Annotated in this window: 14 protein-coding genes; 4 read left to right on the top strand and 10 right to left on the bottom strand. The window is 35.6% G+C overall.

The features are described 5' to 3' along the window. Positions 1 to 3: 3 nt before the first annotated feature. The 6 genes from ACFOWM_RS10015 to ACFOWM_RS10040 form a co-directional block, all read right to left on the bottom strand. Entirely contained in the window at positions 4 to 1161 is a 1158-nt protein-coding gene (locus ACFOWM_RS10015) for a cystathionine gamma-synthase (RefSeq protein ID WP_379709472.1), read from the bottom strand. 101 nt (positions 1162 to 1262) lie between these two features. Beyond that, complete coding sequence (asnB, locus tag ACFOWM_RS10020) at positions 1263 to 3125, bottom strand: asparagine synthase (glutamine-hydrolyzing) (protein ID WP_379709474.1); 1863 nt, start codon at positions 3123 to 3125, stop codon at positions 1263 to 1265. A gap of 56 nt (positions 3126 to 3181) precedes the next feature. Next, the gene (locus ACFOWM_RS10025; RefSeq protein WP_379709476.1) at positions 3182 to 3823 is read right to left on the bottom strand and encodes a DUF2911 domain-containing protein; all 642 of its coding nucleotides are present in this window, start codon (positions 3821 to 3823) and stop codon (positions 3182 to 3184) included. Positions 3824 to 3827: 4 nt separating this feature from the next. Further along, positions 3828 to 4388: a DUF2911 domain-containing protein gene (locus ACFOWM_RS10030; protein WP_379709478.1), complete on the bottom strand. Its 561-nt coding sequence runs from the start codon at positions 4386 to 4388 to the stop codon at positions 3828 to 3830. Between the two features lie 60 nt (positions 4389 to 4448). Next, complete coding sequence (locus tag ACFOWM_RS10035) at positions 4449 to 5045, bottom strand: acyl carrier protein phosphodiesterase (RefSeq protein WP_379709481.1); 597 nt, start codon at positions 5043 to 5045, stop codon at positions 4449 to 4451. Positions 5046 to 5049: 4 nt separating this feature from the next. Continuing rightward, positions 5050 to 5991, bottom strand: coding sequence for an alpha/beta hydrolase (locus ACFOWM_RS10040; protein ID WP_379709483.1), 942 nt, complete (start codon positions 5989 to 5991; stop codon positions 5050 to 5052). A gap of 156 nt (positions 5992 to 6147) precedes the next feature. Between ACFOWM_RS10040 and ACFOWM_RS10045 the strand changes: the two genes are divergently transcribed. Both ACFOWM_RS10045 and ACFOWM_RS10050 read left to right on the top strand, forming a co-directional pair. Next, positions 6148 to 7122: a deoxyhypusine synthase family protein gene (locus tag ACFOWM_RS10045; RefSeq protein ID WP_379709486.1), complete on the top strand. Its 975-nt coding sequence runs from the start codon at positions 6148 to 6150 to the stop codon at positions 7120 to 7122. 117 nt (positions 7123 to 7239) lie between these two features. Continuing rightward, positions 7240 to 7461 (top strand): CDGSH iron-sulfur domain-containing protein, encoded by a 222-nt coding sequence (locus ACFOWM_RS10050; RefSeq protein ID WP_379709488.1) that lies wholly within the window; start codon positions 7240 to 7242, stop codon positions 7459 to 7461. A gap of 61 nt (positions 7462 to 7522) precedes the next feature. Here ACFOWM_RS10050 and ACFOWM_RS10055 read toward each other — a convergent pair whose 3' ends face one another. Continuing rightward, the gene (locus tag ACFOWM_RS10055) at positions 7523 to 9106 is read right to left on the bottom strand and encodes a M28 family peptidase (RefSeq protein ID WP_379709491.1); all 1584 of its coding nucleotides are present in this window, start codon (positions 9104 to 9106) and stop codon (positions 7523 to 7525) included. Between the two features lie 161 nt (positions 9107 to 9267). Between ACFOWM_RS10055 and ACFOWM_RS10060 the strand changes: the two genes are divergently transcribed. Both ACFOWM_RS10060 and ACFOWM_RS10065 read left to right on the top strand, forming a co-directional pair. Beyond that, complete coding sequence (locus ACFOWM_RS10060) at positions 9268 to 11700, top strand: PKD domain-containing protein (RefSeq protein WP_379709493.1); 2433 nt, start codon at positions 9268 to 9270, stop codon at positions 11698 to 11700. A gap of 29 nt (positions 11701 to 11729) precedes the next feature. Further along, a complete protein-coding gene (locus ACFOWM_RS10065) occupies positions 11730 to 12395 on the top strand; it encodes a hypothetical protein (protein ID WP_379709496.1) in 666 nt (221 codons plus the stop codon). Between the two features lie 42 nt (positions 12396 to 12437). On the opposite strand, the gene rpiB is transcribed toward ACFOWM_RS10065, so the two are convergent. Genes rpiB through ACFOWM_RS10080 form a run of 3 tightly spaced genes read right to left on the bottom strand, consistent with a single transcriptional unit; the run spans position 12438 to position 17383 of the window. Next, complete coding sequence (gene rpiB, locus ACFOWM_RS10070) at positions 12438 to 12923, bottom strand: ribose 5-phosphate isomerase B (RefSeq protein ID WP_379709499.1); 486 nt, start codon at positions 12921 to 12923, stop codon at positions 12438 to 12440. A gap of 27 nt (positions 12924 to 12950) precedes the next feature. Further along, complete coding sequence (gene tatC / locus ACFOWM_RS10075; RefSeq protein ID WP_379709501.1) at positions 12951 to 13826, bottom strand: twin-arginine translocase subunit TatC; 876 nt, start codon at positions 13824 to 13826, stop codon at positions 12951 to 12953. 47 nt (positions 13827 to 13873) lie between these two features. Further along, the gene (locus ACFOWM_RS10080; protein ID WP_379709504.1) at positions 13874 to 17383 is read right to left on the bottom strand and encodes a glycosyltransferase; all 3510 of its coding nucleotides are present in this window, start codon (positions 17381 to 17383) and stop codon (positions 13874 to 13876) included. Between the last annotated feature and the right edge of the window lie 207 nt (positions 17384 to 17590).

Here is a 17590-nt window from a genome sequence, read left to right on the forward strand (position 1 = left end):
TAATTATTTATTTAAAGCGGCATCTAAATCAGCTATTAAATCATCCGCATCTTCAATACCTACACTCAATCTTATTAAACCATCGCTGAGGCCATTTTTAATGCGCTCTTCTCTTGGTATGCTGGCATGCGTCATGCTGGCTGGGTGGTTAATTAACGACTCCACACCGCCTAAACTTTCGGCTAATGCAAACAAATGGGTATTGGTCAACACTTTATTAGCAGCTTCCATGCTATCATCTTTCAATGTAAAACTCATCATTCCACCAAAACCCCTCATTTGCGATGCTGCAATAGTATGATTTGGATGATCAGTAAAACCACACCAATATACTTTATCAACCTTTGGGTGGTTACGTAAAAACTGTGCCACTGCAATACCATTTTCGCAATGTTGTTTCATACGAACATGCAAGGTTTTGATACCACGAAGTACTAAAAAACAATCCATAGGACCAGGTACAGCACCACAACTTTTTTGAATAAAATACAATTGCTCTCTTAGTTGATCATCGTTTAAAATTAATGCGCCTTGTATAACATCGCTATGGCCACCCAAATATTTTGTGGCGGAATGCATTACAATATCAGCACCTAAATCAAGCGGATTTTGTAAGTAAGGCGATGCAAACGTATTATCAACACATAAAATAGTACCAGCTGCTTTTGAAATGCTGGCAACAGCTGCTATATCTGTGATATTCATTAATGGATTAGTAGGTGTTTCAATCCAAATTAGTTTGGTTTGAGGTGTAATTGCGTTTTGTACATTTTGTGGATTGGTAGTATCAACATAAGTGAATTTAATACCAAACTTCGCAAATACTTTGGTGAACAAACGGTAGGTACCGCCATACATATCATTCGCAGCAATTACTTCATCGCCAGGACTTAATAATTTTATGACCGCATCAGTAGCGGCAACACCACTTCCAAATGCTAAACCATGTTTACCATTTTCAATGGTTGCCAACGCATCTTCCAAGGCTTTACGAGTAGGGTTTTGACTACGGGCATACTCATAACCTTGGTTTACACCAGGTGCTTCTTGTACATAAGTGCTGGTTTGGTAAATAGGCGTCATTATAGCACCTGTGCTTGGGTCAGGTACCGTACCTGCATGTATAAATTTAGTACCAATTTTGTGTGATGAATGGCTCATGTAATATTCAAATTTATGAATGGGCAAAATTAATTGAAAGTATTGATAACAGCTTACTTTAATATAACCTTACCAAATTTTAACGTATGCGGTTGCGTTATTTATTGCTGTAAAATAGTGCTTAAATTGAGGTAGCGCCAATCGTAATTATCAGCGGCATGTGCTTTTTGTGGTTTTATTTTTTGTTGAAGTACTGCTGGTCTTAAAATACGTTCATTCACTAAAAATTGTTTCGCATCAGTAATTAAATGTTGCATTGTAGGTTGGTGCATCCATTGCTGTTGTGGCGGTTCAAAGCCAATTTTAGTGGGGTTCCAAACCAAATTATTGGGTAATTCATGCTCCATCATTTTACGTAAAATGTATTTGCCAAAACCAGCATTAATTTTTAGGGATGATGGTAACGAAAAAATGAATTGCAATAATGCTACATTTAAAAATGGCAAACGTACTTCAACACCATGTGCCATGCTATTTCTATCAGCATAACGAAGTAATTCATCGAGCCCAAACTGCATGGTATCATAATATAAAATATCGTTGAGTTTGGTTACAACAGGTTTATAAATACCTTGCCACTCTCTACCTTTTACATGGCGTTGTAGTTCATAGCTGATGTTGTTATCTGCAATGGTTTGGTAATATGCTTTTTTTTCAAGTGCTAACGTGGCATGTGCTGGCAAATAAGTGGCAAGTGTATTTTTTATATTCCATTTAAATGGATGATTTTTTTGAAGTGCTTTTCGTTCTTTACGAGCTTGTATAAATTTGTTTCTGCTCACCAACTCTTGAATATACCAGTGTAAATATTTTGAGTAGCCAGCTAGGGTTTCATCAGCCCCTTGGCCATCAAGCAAAACCTTTATACCATTTGCTGCGGCCGTTTCAAAAACTTTAAATTGAGCATAAATGCTTGATGATGCAAAAGGTTCTTCTTGATGATAACATAGTTTCTCAATATCATTTAACAAACCCTGCGCTGTTGGAGTAACCGTTATATTTTCTATTTGTTGCTGCTGCGTAAATTGTTGAATAAAAGCGCTTTCATCTTTTTCAAAACCCGGGAAAATAGCTGAGAATGTTTTGAAATTTGGTTGTGTAGTTTGTGCTTTTATTTGTTTAATGTAGTAAGCAATGGTACTACTATCTAAGCCACCACTAAGACTTGTGCCGATAGCAACATCGCTACGCAACCTTTTTTGTATGGATCGGTTGAGTAAATTGTGCAATTCATTAGCAGCATCAATTTCAGAAATTTTGATGCTGTTTTCTTTATTTATATCTCTGTATTTATGCAGGTGCAACTGCATGGTTAGCATATTAAAAGTGGCGGTATGTGCTGGTAACAATGCAAAAATATCTTTAAAAAAAGTTTGCGATTTATTTGCAGCATTTTGAACGTACCCAAGCGACAAATAATTGAGCATCATTTTTTCATCAGGTATTTTGTTAATACCAATAGCCCATAGCGCTTTCATTTCACTAGCAAATGCAAAAATATTTTTATCAATAAAATAGTAAAATGGTTTTTCGCCAAAAACATCTCTTGCACAAAAAAGTACTTTAGTTTGTTCATCCCAAATGGCAAATGCAAACATGCCATCAAAATATTTTACACAAGCATCTTTATAAAAATCATATGCTGCAATAATAACTTCTGTATCACTATTTGTTTTAAAGTGGTAGCCAGCTTTTTGTAGGTCGATTTTAATTTCTTTGTAATTGTATATTTCGCCATTGTAAACGATGGTGTAACGTTCATTGTATGGCATAGGCTGGTTTGCTGCAGCTGATAAATCTATAATGGCTAGTCTGCGGTGTGCTAACCCAACTTGTTGAAAAGGGTTGATCCAAAAGCCTTCTCCATCTGGACCTCTATGGGCTAGACTATCAGCCATTTTTTGAAGTAATGGCAGTTGTACCAGTTGTTTTTGGGGCGATAATATACCTGCAATACCACACATGTTGTAAATATAATTACTAATGCATTGTTGATATGCATGTTACAAAAATTGTGGTACTATTTTTTTGAAAATGTAATAGGCAAATTTGCTTTTACATTATCCCATGCAATGATCAAATCAGCGCCGGTTGGGGTATCTTGAAATACCATTGTAAAATCATTTAAGGCAGGGTTTTGTTTGGTGGTAGGTATTTCAAATTTATATATATCGTTGGCTTCGTTAATGTGTAAGCCCCAAGTGTAAATGTCGCTGTTTAAAATAATGGTCCATTTATCTGCCTGTGGTATGCAATACAAAACGTATGTACCCTTTGCCACATTTTGTCCGTTTATAACAACGTTTTCAAAAAAATCAATTTCGGTGGCTTCATTGGCTCCCAAACGCCATGGTTTACCGTACATGCAAACATAATTAGTATCTGCACCAAAAATATTACGACCTTTTTTATGCGGACGGCTATAAATAACCCTAGCAATTAATGGTAATATATTACCCTTCATTTTTTCGATAGGGTAAGCAGTAGGGCACCAACTCATATCCATACCCGATTGGTCTTCGGTTACGTACGGATTGTCTTTTTGAAAAACAGTATTGGTTTCATTTACCTTGTTGGTGGCAACTGGTGTACTTGGTTGTTGGTTACAACTAAGTAAGCTCATTAAAAAAAGCCATCCACAAAAACGGATACATACACTCATATAATTACATTGAAATAGGTAAGCTTACTTTAACATCGTCCCAACCAGCATTTAATGTAAAGCCATTGGTTGCTTTGTCAAAATAAATAAAAAAAGCTTCAGCAACCGTTGTTGATTTTTGTACAGGTACATCAACTCTTACCACATCTTCTGTGGCTTTATATTTAAATGAACCCCATGTATTTACATCTTTGTTGATGATGATCGTCCATTTATTAGTATTAGGTATGGCAAAAATGCTGTACTTACCTTTTTTTACTTTTGTTTTATTGATCACCACATCTTTAAAAAATTCAATTTCAGTGGCTTCGTTGGCACCAAAACGCCATACACTGTTGTACTCCACTACATCACCAAAAATAGTTCGATTGTTTTTTAATGGTCTGCTATAAATAACCCTTGCTATCAAAGGTTCTGAGGCTTTATCTTGAATTTTTAGTACCGGATAATTAGCAGGATAAGTACTCATATCAAGTGGCGATTTATCTAACTGCGGTATATTGGCAGGTTGAGCATAGCTGCTAATACTGCATAACAAAATGGCGATGATGGCAATTAATTTCATACGATTCTATTTTTTGTAAAGGAGCCTTGTTTATGTTTAATTAATAACGAAGTTATTCATTCAATTTTTTAAAAGTAAATGCATTTGATGAAAGGCAAACGTTTTTATTTCGTTAAAAAATGCATCATAGCATTGTTGTATAGTGGCTTTGTTTTGTAAAAATATTTCAAAAGCGGTGTCTGTTTCATTTATATAAGCGGCTCTTCTGGCAAGGCCCCCAAAGCTTTTTTGCATACCATCATCAAACCTATAATGGTACAACCAATTTTGTTGTTGCATGTATGGAAACATTTTTGAAAACCTTTCTGGGAAATGAGCTGTATTTTTTTCTAATGATGTATAGGTTTGTTGGGTAAACATGAATAAATCATGCTCTGTATTAAATTGTGTTACATCGTTGGCTAAAAAATAGTCGTACACCACATCAGCAAAAGCCCCTGCATATAAGCGATAGGTTGGTTTATATAAGGCTTTTATTTGTTGTGTAGCTGCATGCGTATCAGTGAAAGCATCAATGGCCCTGTGTAATTTTATACCTGCTAAAATGGGTATTGGGTAACTATATTGAGCGCTGCCTTTTACATAATCGCTGATCATATTACCCACTAATATTGAGGGGTGTTCAAATGATAAAAATGCATGCGCTAAATAATTCATACTATCAACGTTTGTTTACAAATTGAGCAATATGATAACTTAAGCCAGGCATAAGTGGCAGGTTGGCATTGCTGTATGTTGCAATATTGGCTGCTCTTTCAGCTGCTGCAGCTTTTAAAATATGGTTCATCCCATTTATAAATACCAAGGTTGCTTTGGGGTTACAATCTTTTAAAATTTGTGCTTGTTGTGTAGTAACTTGAATATCATTAGTCCCCTGAATAATAAGTGCAGGTACTTTCACATTTTTTATTGTAGCGCAAGGGTCAACCAATGCCCATGAACGAATATATGGTTGTACCGTTTTTCTAAAAATACCAGCATAAGGCGGTGGTACTTTATTGATGGTATCATTATTTTTTAAGCGATTGAATAATGAGTCAACATATTTGCCCGTGCCTGGTAATTGTTGCTCATACTGCCAACTAATAATTTTATCAATCGTTTCACCAGCGCCAGCAATAGATATATAACCGTTAACTGAAGTTTGTAAAGTAGCCAGCATGGCTATTAACGAGCCCTCACTATGTCCTGCAACAAAAACTTTACTGCAACGATTATCTTGTTTCAAAAAATTGATCCATGCAATGGCATCAGTTACATAATCTTGAAAACGTAAATCAGCTTCTTTAATTTTTGCACTACTACTTTCTCCGATACCCCGTTTATCAATTAATAAAGTGGCAATATTATAAGTTGCTAAACTATCGGCTAATAATAAGTAACTATTAGCATTTAAATCTTTGCCGCTATTACCGTTTCTATCAGTAGCGCCAGAACCGGGAATAAGTATAATAAAATGACATTTTTTTATATTGGCTTTGGGAATTATTAAACTGCCTTTCAATATACCTGTGGGTGTATTAATGCTTACGGGCTCACTAACTAATTGTGCATTTGTAAAAAGAATATTGATGATAAAAAGTAGTGATAGTATGCAACGCATTTTTATTTTAAAGGTACAGTATTATTGGCTTTTAAAAGGTTGTATAACAGCCTTGCTGCAATATTATTTTTAAGTAAGCGCATGTAATGTTCACTTAAACTGCATTAAACCAACTATTTTTGCCATTATTTTAAAAGCAATTTAAAACATACAAATATGAGCAAAGGGCCCGTTTCGCATTTTATTGAACACCATTATAGGCATTTTAATGCAGCTGCTTTAATGGATGCAGCCAAAGGGTATGTAACCCATTTAGAAGAAGGCGGTAAAATGATGATTACTTTGGCAGGTGCTATGAGTACGGCAGAGTTAGGTTTGAGTTTAGCAGAAATGATTCGTCAAGATAAAGTAGCCATCATAAGCTGTACAGGTGCCAATTTGGAAGAAGATATTATGAACTTAGTAGCGCATTCGCACTATAAACGAGTACCTAATTATAGAGATTTAAGTCCGCAGGAAGAATGGGATTTGCTCGAAAACCACTACAACCGAGTTACCGATACTTGCATACCAGAAGAAGAGGCGTTTAGACGTTTACAACAGCACATCCATAAAATTTGGAAAGATGCTGATGATAAAGGCGAACGTTATTTTCCGCATGAGTTTATGTACAAAATGTTATTGAGTGGCGTGTTAGAGCAGTACTACGAAATTGACCCCAAAAATAGTTGGATGTTAGCTGCGGCAGAAAAAAATATTCCGATTGTTGTACCAGGTTGGGAAGATAGTACCATGGGTAACATTTTCGCTTCATACGTTATTAAAAACGAACTAAAGGCACATACCATGAAGAGTGGTATTGAATACATGGTATGGTTGGCAGATTGGTACCGCAATAACTCAAGTGGTAAAGGCGTAGGCTTTTTTCAAATTGGTGGTGGTATCGCTGGCGATTTCCCTATTTGTGTAGTGCCAATGATGTATCAAGATTTAGAATGGCATGATGTACCATTTTGGAATTATTTCTGTCAAATTTCTGACTCAACCACTTCATACGGTTCGTACTCAGGGGCAGTACCAAATGAAAAAATTACTTGGGGTAAGTTAGATATTACAACACCTAAATTTATTGTTGAAAGTGATGCTACTATTGTAGCGCCACTCATTTTTGCATGGATATTGGGTTGGTAATTTTTGTTGCGTAAGCAGTACCGCTATAAGCAACAGCGGTTGCGACGCTCCGTTCAACATTCGTTATAATGGCAACATTTAAAAATTACAGCAATACGACTGCGTAAAAATAATAATATGGAAAAAGTTAAATTAACCGTAAATAACAACGGCTCTTTAAAAGTAGAAGGTGATTTTGAAATAGTAGATAGAAATGGTAATGTGTATGATTTAGGAGGAAGGACAATTGTAGGTATTTGCAGGTGTGGCCTATCAAAAAACAAACCTTTTTGCGATGGTGCACACAACGGGCATTTTGAGCATGAAGCTGTAGCCTTTGCTTTACCTCCAAAAAAGTAATTGAGCTTAAATAGTACTTATAAAAAAGCGGCTTACCAGATGGTAAGCCGCTTTGCTTTATTTATCTCGATCCCATGGTAAGTGGAATATCTCTTTTCAACATATCGTTTCTATTAGCGATTTCCCATGCAGTATGAAAAATCATTTTCACCCTTTTTTCATAGAGTTCAAAATTAATTTTGTCAACAGTATCCGTTGGTTGGTGATAGTCTGATTTTAACATACCATCATAAAAAAACAAAATAGGTACACCTTTTCTTGCAAAGTTGTAATGATCGCTACGGAAGTAAATTCTGTTAGGGTCATTAGGGTCATCAAACTTATAGTCTAAAACAAGGTTGGTATACTTGCTGTTCATGCCTTCGTTTATAATAGGTAAATCGCTACTCAACTTATCGTGACCTATTACATATACATAGTTAAGTGTATCAGCTGTTTTTCTTTCGGTATCAACCCTACCTACCATATCAGTATTTAAATCAACGGTTGTTTTTTCTAAAGGAAACACAGGGTGATCACTATAATATTCACTACCCCATAACCCTTTTTCTTCGCCACTTACCGTCATAAATACCAAGGTTCTTCTTGGTTTATCACCAGCAGCGGCTGCTTTTGCAAATGCAGTAGCCATTTGAATAACGCCGCAAGTGCCACTACCATCATCATCAGCACCATAATATATTTTACCATTGCGTTTGCCTAAATGATCGTAATGGCCGGTTAAAAAAACGTATTCATCTTTCTTATCTGTACCCTCAATCATGCCCAATACATTACTTGCCATAATGGTATTACGGCCCTTGGTAAATACATAATTAACAGCCATTTTCTTTTCGAAACCGTTGATAGTAAAAGGCGCTAATGTTTTTGCTGATGCAAGGTAGCTGTCAAAATTAAAATCATCGCCTACCAATTGTTTAGCAAAACCATGTGAAATGCTAGCATAGTTGATGGTTTTTGTGCCATTTTTTTCACTAGGGAAATATACGCCTGTTTTTTTGCCATTTTCAACGGTACGAGGGTTAAATGTTTCTTGGTTGGCATTAATTACCAGCGCACCCACAGCACCTTTTGAAGCAGCAGTAGCTAATTTTTTTGTAATACCGGGGAAGGTCCACTCACTACCTCTTGTAGCGCCGCTAATAATATATTTGCCATCTTTTTTGGGTTCGCCTAAAAAGAACACCACTACTTTACCTTTAACATTGATGTTTGTATAATCACTATAGGCAGCATCATCAATACCATAGCCTACAAATACTATTTTTTTACCTTTAAATTTTCCGCTTTCGTTGGTGTTCATTGGTATAATAAAATCAGTACCAAATGTGGCAGCTGTACCATTAATATTTAAAGTGGTATTTTGCAAACTATCTTGGTATAAAGGATAATATTGTTGGTAGCCTTTTAAAGCAGGTATTGGTTTTAAGCCAATGGCTTTAAATTGTGCTTCAATGTAAGCAGCAGCTTTACGTTGTCCTTCGGTTCCGGTTTCACGACCTTCAAACTCATCGCTTGCGATAATGGTTAAATGCTTTTTTAAATCGGCTGCTGTAATGGCGTTGCTGTATTTTAATGCAGCATCGTTTTGAGCGAAGGCATGCATACATAATAAAGCCATTGGTAATAATAGTAATTGCTTCATGTATAAAAAATTGTTTTGCAGCAATTTATTAAATAGCAATGATACAGTGGGTAACTATTTTATGAGAGGTAAGTAAAGCTGATTATTATGAATTAAATTTGAAATTAAGCAATTTGATATTGTAAAATTTTTTAACCTTAAAATAGTAAAACCTTATGTTAATGAATTTGAAAAGAGTTAAAGTCATTGTAAGTATTGTGGCACTATGCTTTGTTTCTTTTCATATAAAGGCGCAATGCCCTCCAAATATAGATTTTGAAAATGGTACATTTGATGGTTGGCAATTGTATACGGGTAATACGGTGGATGCAGGAGGTGTGAATTTAATTAATTTGACACCTGTTAATTCACCACAATTTGGAAGGCACGAAATTATTAATAGTAGTACTGGAAACACAACTGATCAATATGGAGGTTTTCCAACTTTATGTCCTAACGGAAGTGGAAATAGCATTAAATTAGGCAACACTGATGGAGGCGCTCAATCAGAAGCTGCGTCATACACCTTTACAATACCACAAGGTGCCAATCAATTTAGCTTGACCTATTATTATGCTGTGGTTTTTCAAGATCCTGGTCATGCCGGCCATCAACAACCTCGTTTAGAAATTGAAGTTCAAAATCTAACAGATGGTACCATTGCAGGTTGTTCATCATTTTCTTTTATTGCAAGTGGCGGCTTGCCTGGTTTTTTTCAAGCCCCTTTTTCTGGTAATATACCTATTTGGTGTAAAAATTGGTCGGCAAATTCTATTAATTTAGATGGTAATGAAGGAAAAACAATCCGCATTTTCTTTAAGACAGCTGATTGTACTTTTCAAGCTCATTTTGGCTATGCTTATATTGACGTTGCAACTGAATGTAGTAGTTCATTTACAGGAGCTTCGTATTGCCCAACTGATACAAGTGTAACTATCACTGCACCTTTTGGTTATCAAGGTTACAAATGGTTTAACCAAAACTTTACCCAAACTTTGGGAACCACACAAACGCTTATATTAAATCCACCACCACCAGCAGGTACAGTTATAAAAGTTGAATTAGAGCCTTTTGCTGGGTATGGTTGTAAAGATACTTTAACAGCTAACCTTGTAGCTAATTTAGTAGTAACTGCTGATGCTGGTAATAATGTAACCACATGCGATAATAAACCGGTTCAAATAGGTGCACCACCACAAGCAGGAAGAGTATATAGTTGGTTACCAACAACAGGTTTAAGTAATCCTTTTATCTCTAATCCTATCGCTACTGTAAATACTACCACCACCTACACACTTACGGTACGTTCAATAGGCGGTGGTTGCGAAACAACTGATCAGGTTACGGTAACAAGTCCTTCATTTAATAATAACATAATCGTTAGTGGTAATACTAGTATTTGTGAAGGCGCTGTTGCTTATCCCATTTTAAGTGTTGGTGTAGCAGATAGTATTCAATGGTATAGAAATGAAGTACCGTTAATAGGAGCTAATGCTACGCAATACACCGTTACTCAAACTGGTGATTATAAAGCCATACAGTTTTCAAATACAGGTGGTTGTTTTAGCGTTTCAGCAACGAAGCATATCGATATTTTTCCACAGCCAATAGCTGGTTTTAAAATTAATCAATCCCTCCAATGTTTGCCAAACAATAATTTTCAATTTACCGATACCAGTTCAGTAAATAGCGGCGTATTACAGTATTTATGGGATTTTGGTGATGGCTTGACATCAACAATTGCTAATCCTACTCACGTATATACACAGCCTGGAGTTTATAATGTGGTTTTAAAAGTTCAAGTTGGTGGTGGTTGCGAAGCGCTATCAAACTTGCCGGTAACAGTAAAACCTGGTGCTAAAGCGGCATTTCAAATACCAAAAGCTATTTGTACCAATAATATTTTTTTACCAGTAAATAATACTAATACCAACGGCATAAATGGAATAAATTATTTGTGGGATTTCGGTAATGGTCAAACGTCAACAAATGCTATGCCTTCAGTTTCATACATTACACCTGGCAATTACAATGTAAAACTTACAGTAACATCTGTAGATTGTATGGTACCTAATATTGCAATATTACCTATTGAAGTAGAGGCACAAGTTCCTAATACGAAATATGCCGATCAAATAGCTATTTTAAATTTTCCTGTAACGCTTACACAAAGGACTATAGGCAAATCGGTTACTTGGATGCCAGCTACACAGCTTAATAATAGTGGTATTTATAAACCCGTATTTAAAGGTGCTTCATCGCAATTGTACACCATTAATATGACAACCGCAGCAGGTTGTGTAACGGTAGATACTTTGCAAGTAAACGTAATTAAAAAAATTGCCATTTATGTACCTACTGCATTTACACCCAATGCCGATGGTACAAACGACTATTTAAAACCATTGTTATATGGCTTTAAAAAAGTACAATATTTTAGGGTGTACAATAGGTTAGGGCAATTACTATTTCAAATGAATAGTGATACACCAGGTTGGGATGGTAAGGTAAACGGACAATTGCAAGAGCGGCAAACACTTGTATGGGTACTAGCAGCAGAAGATGTTGATGGTAAAATGCACCAAGCAAAAGGTACCACTATTTTAATGCGGTAATTATTTGTAACAAAAAAGATTTTTTAGAGATGATTGATTTTTTAATAATTGATGATAGTAGTGAAGAAAGTATATTAGCTTCATTTAAAAATATAGCCAATGAAATAATGAACCAACATTTATTATGTATTGGTGCTACTTATTATCGTATTGTGGAGTGTGAGTTTTATTATAGCAGCGCTGCACATGAAGACCCCTTTGTGCATGGGCATGCGCTACAAAAAAGTACGATAGGCAAATGGTATTTTCATGGGTCTGGTTTAGATATTACTTTGGGTAATGGTAAAGGGTACGGAGGCATTTTAATACGGGGCATTGCTGAAGTAAACGAACAGCTACCAATGCCAGATAGAGCATCCACTGTAATTGGGCCATTAAATGTTTGTAATAAAATTTTTAATACAATTGGTAGCGTAATGTTACAACCCAATGTAGCTTTTGGTTTTGTGCATAAAAATGAAATATCTTCAAAATTAAACTTGCCAACAGCTACCGTATTTGCTGTTACAAGAATTGGATTAAATCATGAAAGAGATGCTTTGGGGCAATTTCATAGTAAACCTTACCGTTTTATAACGTTTTTACATTTACAACATAAAGAGGCGGAGAAAGTAAAAAATTATCTGATAAATAAAGCGCCAAAGCCTATTACCAAAGAGGCGTATAAAGCTTACCAAAGTGGAGAAAAGTATTAATCAAAAGGGTGAAAATTTTCGCCCTTTTGATTGTATTAAAATTTATAATGAAGCATTACTGACATTGGCTGCCTCACTCACTGCAATTTTATTCACCCTTGTTAAATGCCTGCCTCCTTCAAATGCCGTTGCAATAAAAGTATCTACTATATTTTTTGCCTCTTCAAAACTTACAAACCGGGCAGGTATGCAAAGTACGTTGGCATTGTTGTGTTGGCGTGCTAATGATGCAATTTCAGCCGTCCAACAAATGGCTGCCCTTATATGAGCATGTTTATTGGCTGTGATAGCTACACCGTTGGCACTGCCGCATAACAAAATACCAAACCCATAAGCATGGCTTTCAACCGCATTTGCCACTGGGTGAGCAAAATCAGGATAATCAACACTATCGGCACTATAGGTACCAAAATCTCTTAGTGCAATACCTTTTTCATCTCTTAAATAATTAATTAAATGTGCTTTGTATTCAAAACCAGCATGGTCACTACCAATGGCTAATGGTAAACTAAGGTCAAACGTATTCATGGTATAAAATGGTTGGTTGTTTATAATTTAACTCCACTCTTTTTCTTCAATAGCTTTTTGTTTATCAATACGAGCACAAATAATTACACTTATTTCGTATAATAAAAGTAGTGGTATTGATACAATTAACTGGCTTGTCCAATCGGGTGAAGGGGTTATAATAGCGGCTAAAATTAAAATAACTACAAAAGCATATTTACGATAAGTGCGTAAAAATTTGGCGCTTATTAACCCTATTTTGCCAAGTACATAGGCCATTACAGGTAGTTCAAATGCAATACCGCAACCTAAAATAATATTATTGAGGGTATCAATATAATCATCTAATGTAGGGCGATATAAATAAGCCCCTTTAGTACCTAGTTGAAAATTTGCCAAAAAGTTAAAAGTAAATGGCGCTAATAAAAAATAACCAAATGCGCCACCTAAAAAAAAGCACAACGATACCCATAAAATACTGCCACGTGAATACTTAACTTCTTTAGGCGATAAAGCAGGCTTTACAAAACGCCACAATTCCCAAAACAAATAAGGAAAAGCAACAATAAGCCCACCAATTACTGCGATGGATATAGCAGACATAAAAGGCCCACTAATGGTATTGCCTTGTAATTGAATATTTACAGGTGGCATACACAAAGCATCACCCAAATGTAGTTTATGGCTAAAGCTACACAATGCCCTGTAGCTAATAAAATCTGATTGTGCTGGAGCATAAATAACATTATCAAACACCCAATCAATCTTAATAAAAATAGCAATTACAGCTGTAAGCCAAACCAAAACTGCCCTTATTAAATGCCAACGCAGTGCTTCTAAATGATCAATAAAGGTCATTTCTGCGCCAGTGCTGTTACCTAATTTATTTAAAAAAGTTTTTTTGTTTGCTGTTGTATTCGCCACAGATACTACAATGTTTTAAAGGTATAAAAGTACGACATCTATATGGGTTAAACTGTAATTGTTTGTTTTACATTACCAGTTCTTTTTAAAACACCCCAACCTTGTAGTTCGCCTTTAAGTGCTTTACTAAACGATTTTATTAAAATATAATACATCATTTGCCGATACACCAATTGTTGTGGAAACAGCCACAAAAGTTTTTTGTATGATTCTTTCGTACGCCTACCCTCTGCTTTATACGAATGTTGTAGTGCCGCATTTTCAAAACTAAATGCGATGGCAGCACAAGCCATATCAACCAAAGTAAAAATAAAATAGTAACTGATTATATGGCCTAAACTTGCAGGTATAATGCCCATACCAGCTGCTAATAAACTCAGTACTAAAATAATATCAGCCAAAGGCGCTAAAAATGGTAATATCATTTGAAACATTAACATGTAAGGTAAAGCCACCATTCCAAAATTTTTATAGGTTGGGTTTAAAAATGCATTGCGATGTTTCCAAAAACATTGCATTACCCCAAAGCTCCACCTAAACCGTTGTTTTAAAAATTGTTTAAAAGTTTCAGGTGCTTCGGTATACGAAATGGCTTCACGACAATTACGAACACTGTACCCTATTTTGTGGAGTCGCATGGTGAGGTCACAATCTTCTGCCAATGTATCAGTAGTAAAACCACCTGCTTTTATTAAGGCTGTTTTATTGAAGGCACCAATAGCACCAGGCACTACAGTGATGCAATTGAGGTAATCAAAAGCAGCTCTATCAAAATTTTGTGATGTAGTATATTCAATACTTTGCCACTTGGTTATCATATTTACTTCATTACCAACTTTTACGTTACCAGCAACAGCGCCAACTGGCATACCATCAACAGCGTTGTAAAATTTTTTCATGAGTTGTGTAATGGCATCTTTTTTTAACTGTGTATCAGCATCTATGCAAACAACATAATCATGAATGGCTAGGTTAATGCCATAGTTCAATGCGGTGGCTTTACCGCCATTTTGTTTGGTAACAACAATTACATTTTTATGATGTAAAAAGTGTTGGTGTACTCGTTCGTAGGTACTGTCTTTACTACCATCATCAACAAATACAATTTGTAAGTTGGGATAGTTTTGTTGCAGCAAACTTTCAACCGTTCGTATCGCATTTATTTCTTCATTATAAGCTGGTACAATAATACTTACACCAGGTTGCAAAGTACTATCAGGTATAAAACGTTGTTTTTTTAGTTGTAAATAGGCCAAGGCTGCCATTACTATTGTTCTACTAATTGATAATATGATGCCTACAATAAAAAGTGCAAATATGAAATGTGATACCCAATAAAGAGCAATGGTAAAATAAAAGTGCAGTTGTAATTTAAAATCTCTTTTAACAATGGGCATTACATCATCTTTTGTTTTGCCCATTAAATTAGCCACTGTAGTAAACTCACAGCCTTTGGTTTTAAAATATTCAATAATACGAGGTAATGCATCAACAGTGGCTTGCCTTGTATTACCACCAGCATCGTGTAGTAAAATAATATTAGACCTTCCTTCATTGGCTATACGTACAATGCGGTTAAAAATGCTATCGGCGTTTACGTGAGTATCATCCCAATCGTTAGGGTCAATACTTTCGCCAATGGTAATATAATTTTCAGTTTTACTACGGGCAATAGGTTCTATTTCTTCAAAAGTTTGTGGTTCACTATCGGCGTTATAAGGAGCTCTAAATAAAATGGTGCTACGGCCCGTAACGGCTTCAATCAATAGCCGGGTTGATTTCATTTCGAGTGCCGCCCTATTTATACTCATTTTTGCAATATTGCCATGTGTAAAAGTATGGTTGCCTATTTCGAACCCATCTTTATAAATACGTTGTAAAAGTGGGATGTTATTTTCAGCATTTATACCCACTACAAAAAAAGTTGCAGGTACTTTTTCTTTTTCTAAAATAGATAAAATGGCTGGGGTGTAACGAGGGTCGGGGCCATCATCAAATGTTAGTATGATTTTATGCTTCGGCCCAATGGGGGTCGTATCTTCCCCAAATTTTTCATACACATAACCTGTTGGTAGTTGCAAGTAGTTTTCTTCTGTAATTAACTGTTCTTCTTTGTTTACTTCAATACTAACGGAACCTTTTTGTGGTGTATATAAAATACGGAGTAATTCGCCCTCACCAATTTTTGTAGGGAGTTGATTTGTATTGTAAGGTAACGCTTGCATAGTGCCGAAATCAAACGGATTTTTTGCTAAAGCGGCATTGGTTAAACTTCTATCATAAAAGTTCCATATACGAGGGTCTTCTTTACCCATTACCCAAAATGCGGTACCAGCAGTGCCATATTCATCGGTAAAGCGAAGGCTGTTAAACATAGCAGTAGCACTGTTAAACCAAACGGTATGGTAAGTTGTATCATCATCTTTCACTTCTTCATAACTAAAATGTGAATTGAAGTTATCATTATCAAAAATTACTTTGCTGTGGGTGATACTAGCTTTGTCTAACGCTTGTGCAAATGTAAGTGGTGTGGGTGCAATGGGTTTATGGTTTTCATCGAGTAAAGGTTGGCCTTTGTTATTCATGCTCCAATCGTAACCATAACTGGCAAATGCAACAATAATTTTATTGCTTTCCATTTTATTAGCGGCTTCATCAAGGGCCTGTTCAATCCATTTTTGAGCGGCAATGGGGCCAGGTCCGCTTTGGGCATCACTATGCTGGTCATAAGCCATTAAAACAATGTAATCGTTATAACTTTTAAGTTCATTGTAATTATAATCATCGTTCATAGGTATTACATCTTGTGTAACCAACAAACCTTTTTGATGAAATACTTGGTATAGATTTTTTTGAAAGTTGGTAATTGGCTTGGCATCTTTTTCAACCAACGCTTCAAAATCGATATTGATGCCTTGTAATTGGTATTTTGTAAGGGTATCTGCTAAAGCATTAATAAATTGATCTTGAATTTTTATGTTATTTAATATTTCGTGCACCAACGCACCATCAAAATCTTGTGTAGCACTATTGAAATTGGTGAGCATGGGTAAAATTTTTAAACCCTGCTTTTTCATGAGGTTGAAACCTTGAATATCAATTCTATTTACAACATTGTTATGATTGATAAAGAACCATTCAGGAAAAATGGTATTTAATTTTTGTCCGTTAGTGGCTAAATCGTTCAGTGATGCTTCTTTATTAGCAGCAGGTGAGTAAAAGGCTGCCCTTATAAATTGGGTTGTTTTAAGTGGCGATGAGTGGTTGAAACGTTGTAAGGAGTCTTCCTTATCTTTTGCTTCTAAAAAGTTTTTAAAACCTTTGTACTTTCTCGGACTTTGGTCTATCAGATTTTTTTTAATTGGGTCAACTACACTTTTGTATAAACTATTTTTTGTGTTTATGTTTGGTAGGTCGGGTGATTGCCCTCTTACAATTGCAATTATTGTAACGGTGATGAGAACAATAATAATAGATAAGATGATACGTGCTGTCCACTGAATACTTTTCCACCTTAAGGCGCTATTTGTTTGAAAAATTTGGGGATTATTACTCATATTAATTTCTTACATCAAAAGTGGTACTATTAAAAATGTAATTGATGTAAAAAAAGTTGTTTTAGTATTTTTTAACCAACGGTTATAGTAAAAAAAGAAGCCCCCGTAGAAACGGGGGCTGTTTACCAAAACTAACTGCTTATGAGAAATTTTAAATTCGTTGTTATAAGGGTTAAAAGTCAAATCGAGTGCCAAATTTTAATGACT

The organism is Ferruginibacter yonginensis (assembly GCF_042651465.1).
Lineage (GTDB): Bacteria > Bacteroidota > Bacteroidia > Chitinophagales > Chitinophagaceae > Ferruginibacter > Ferruginibacter yonginensis.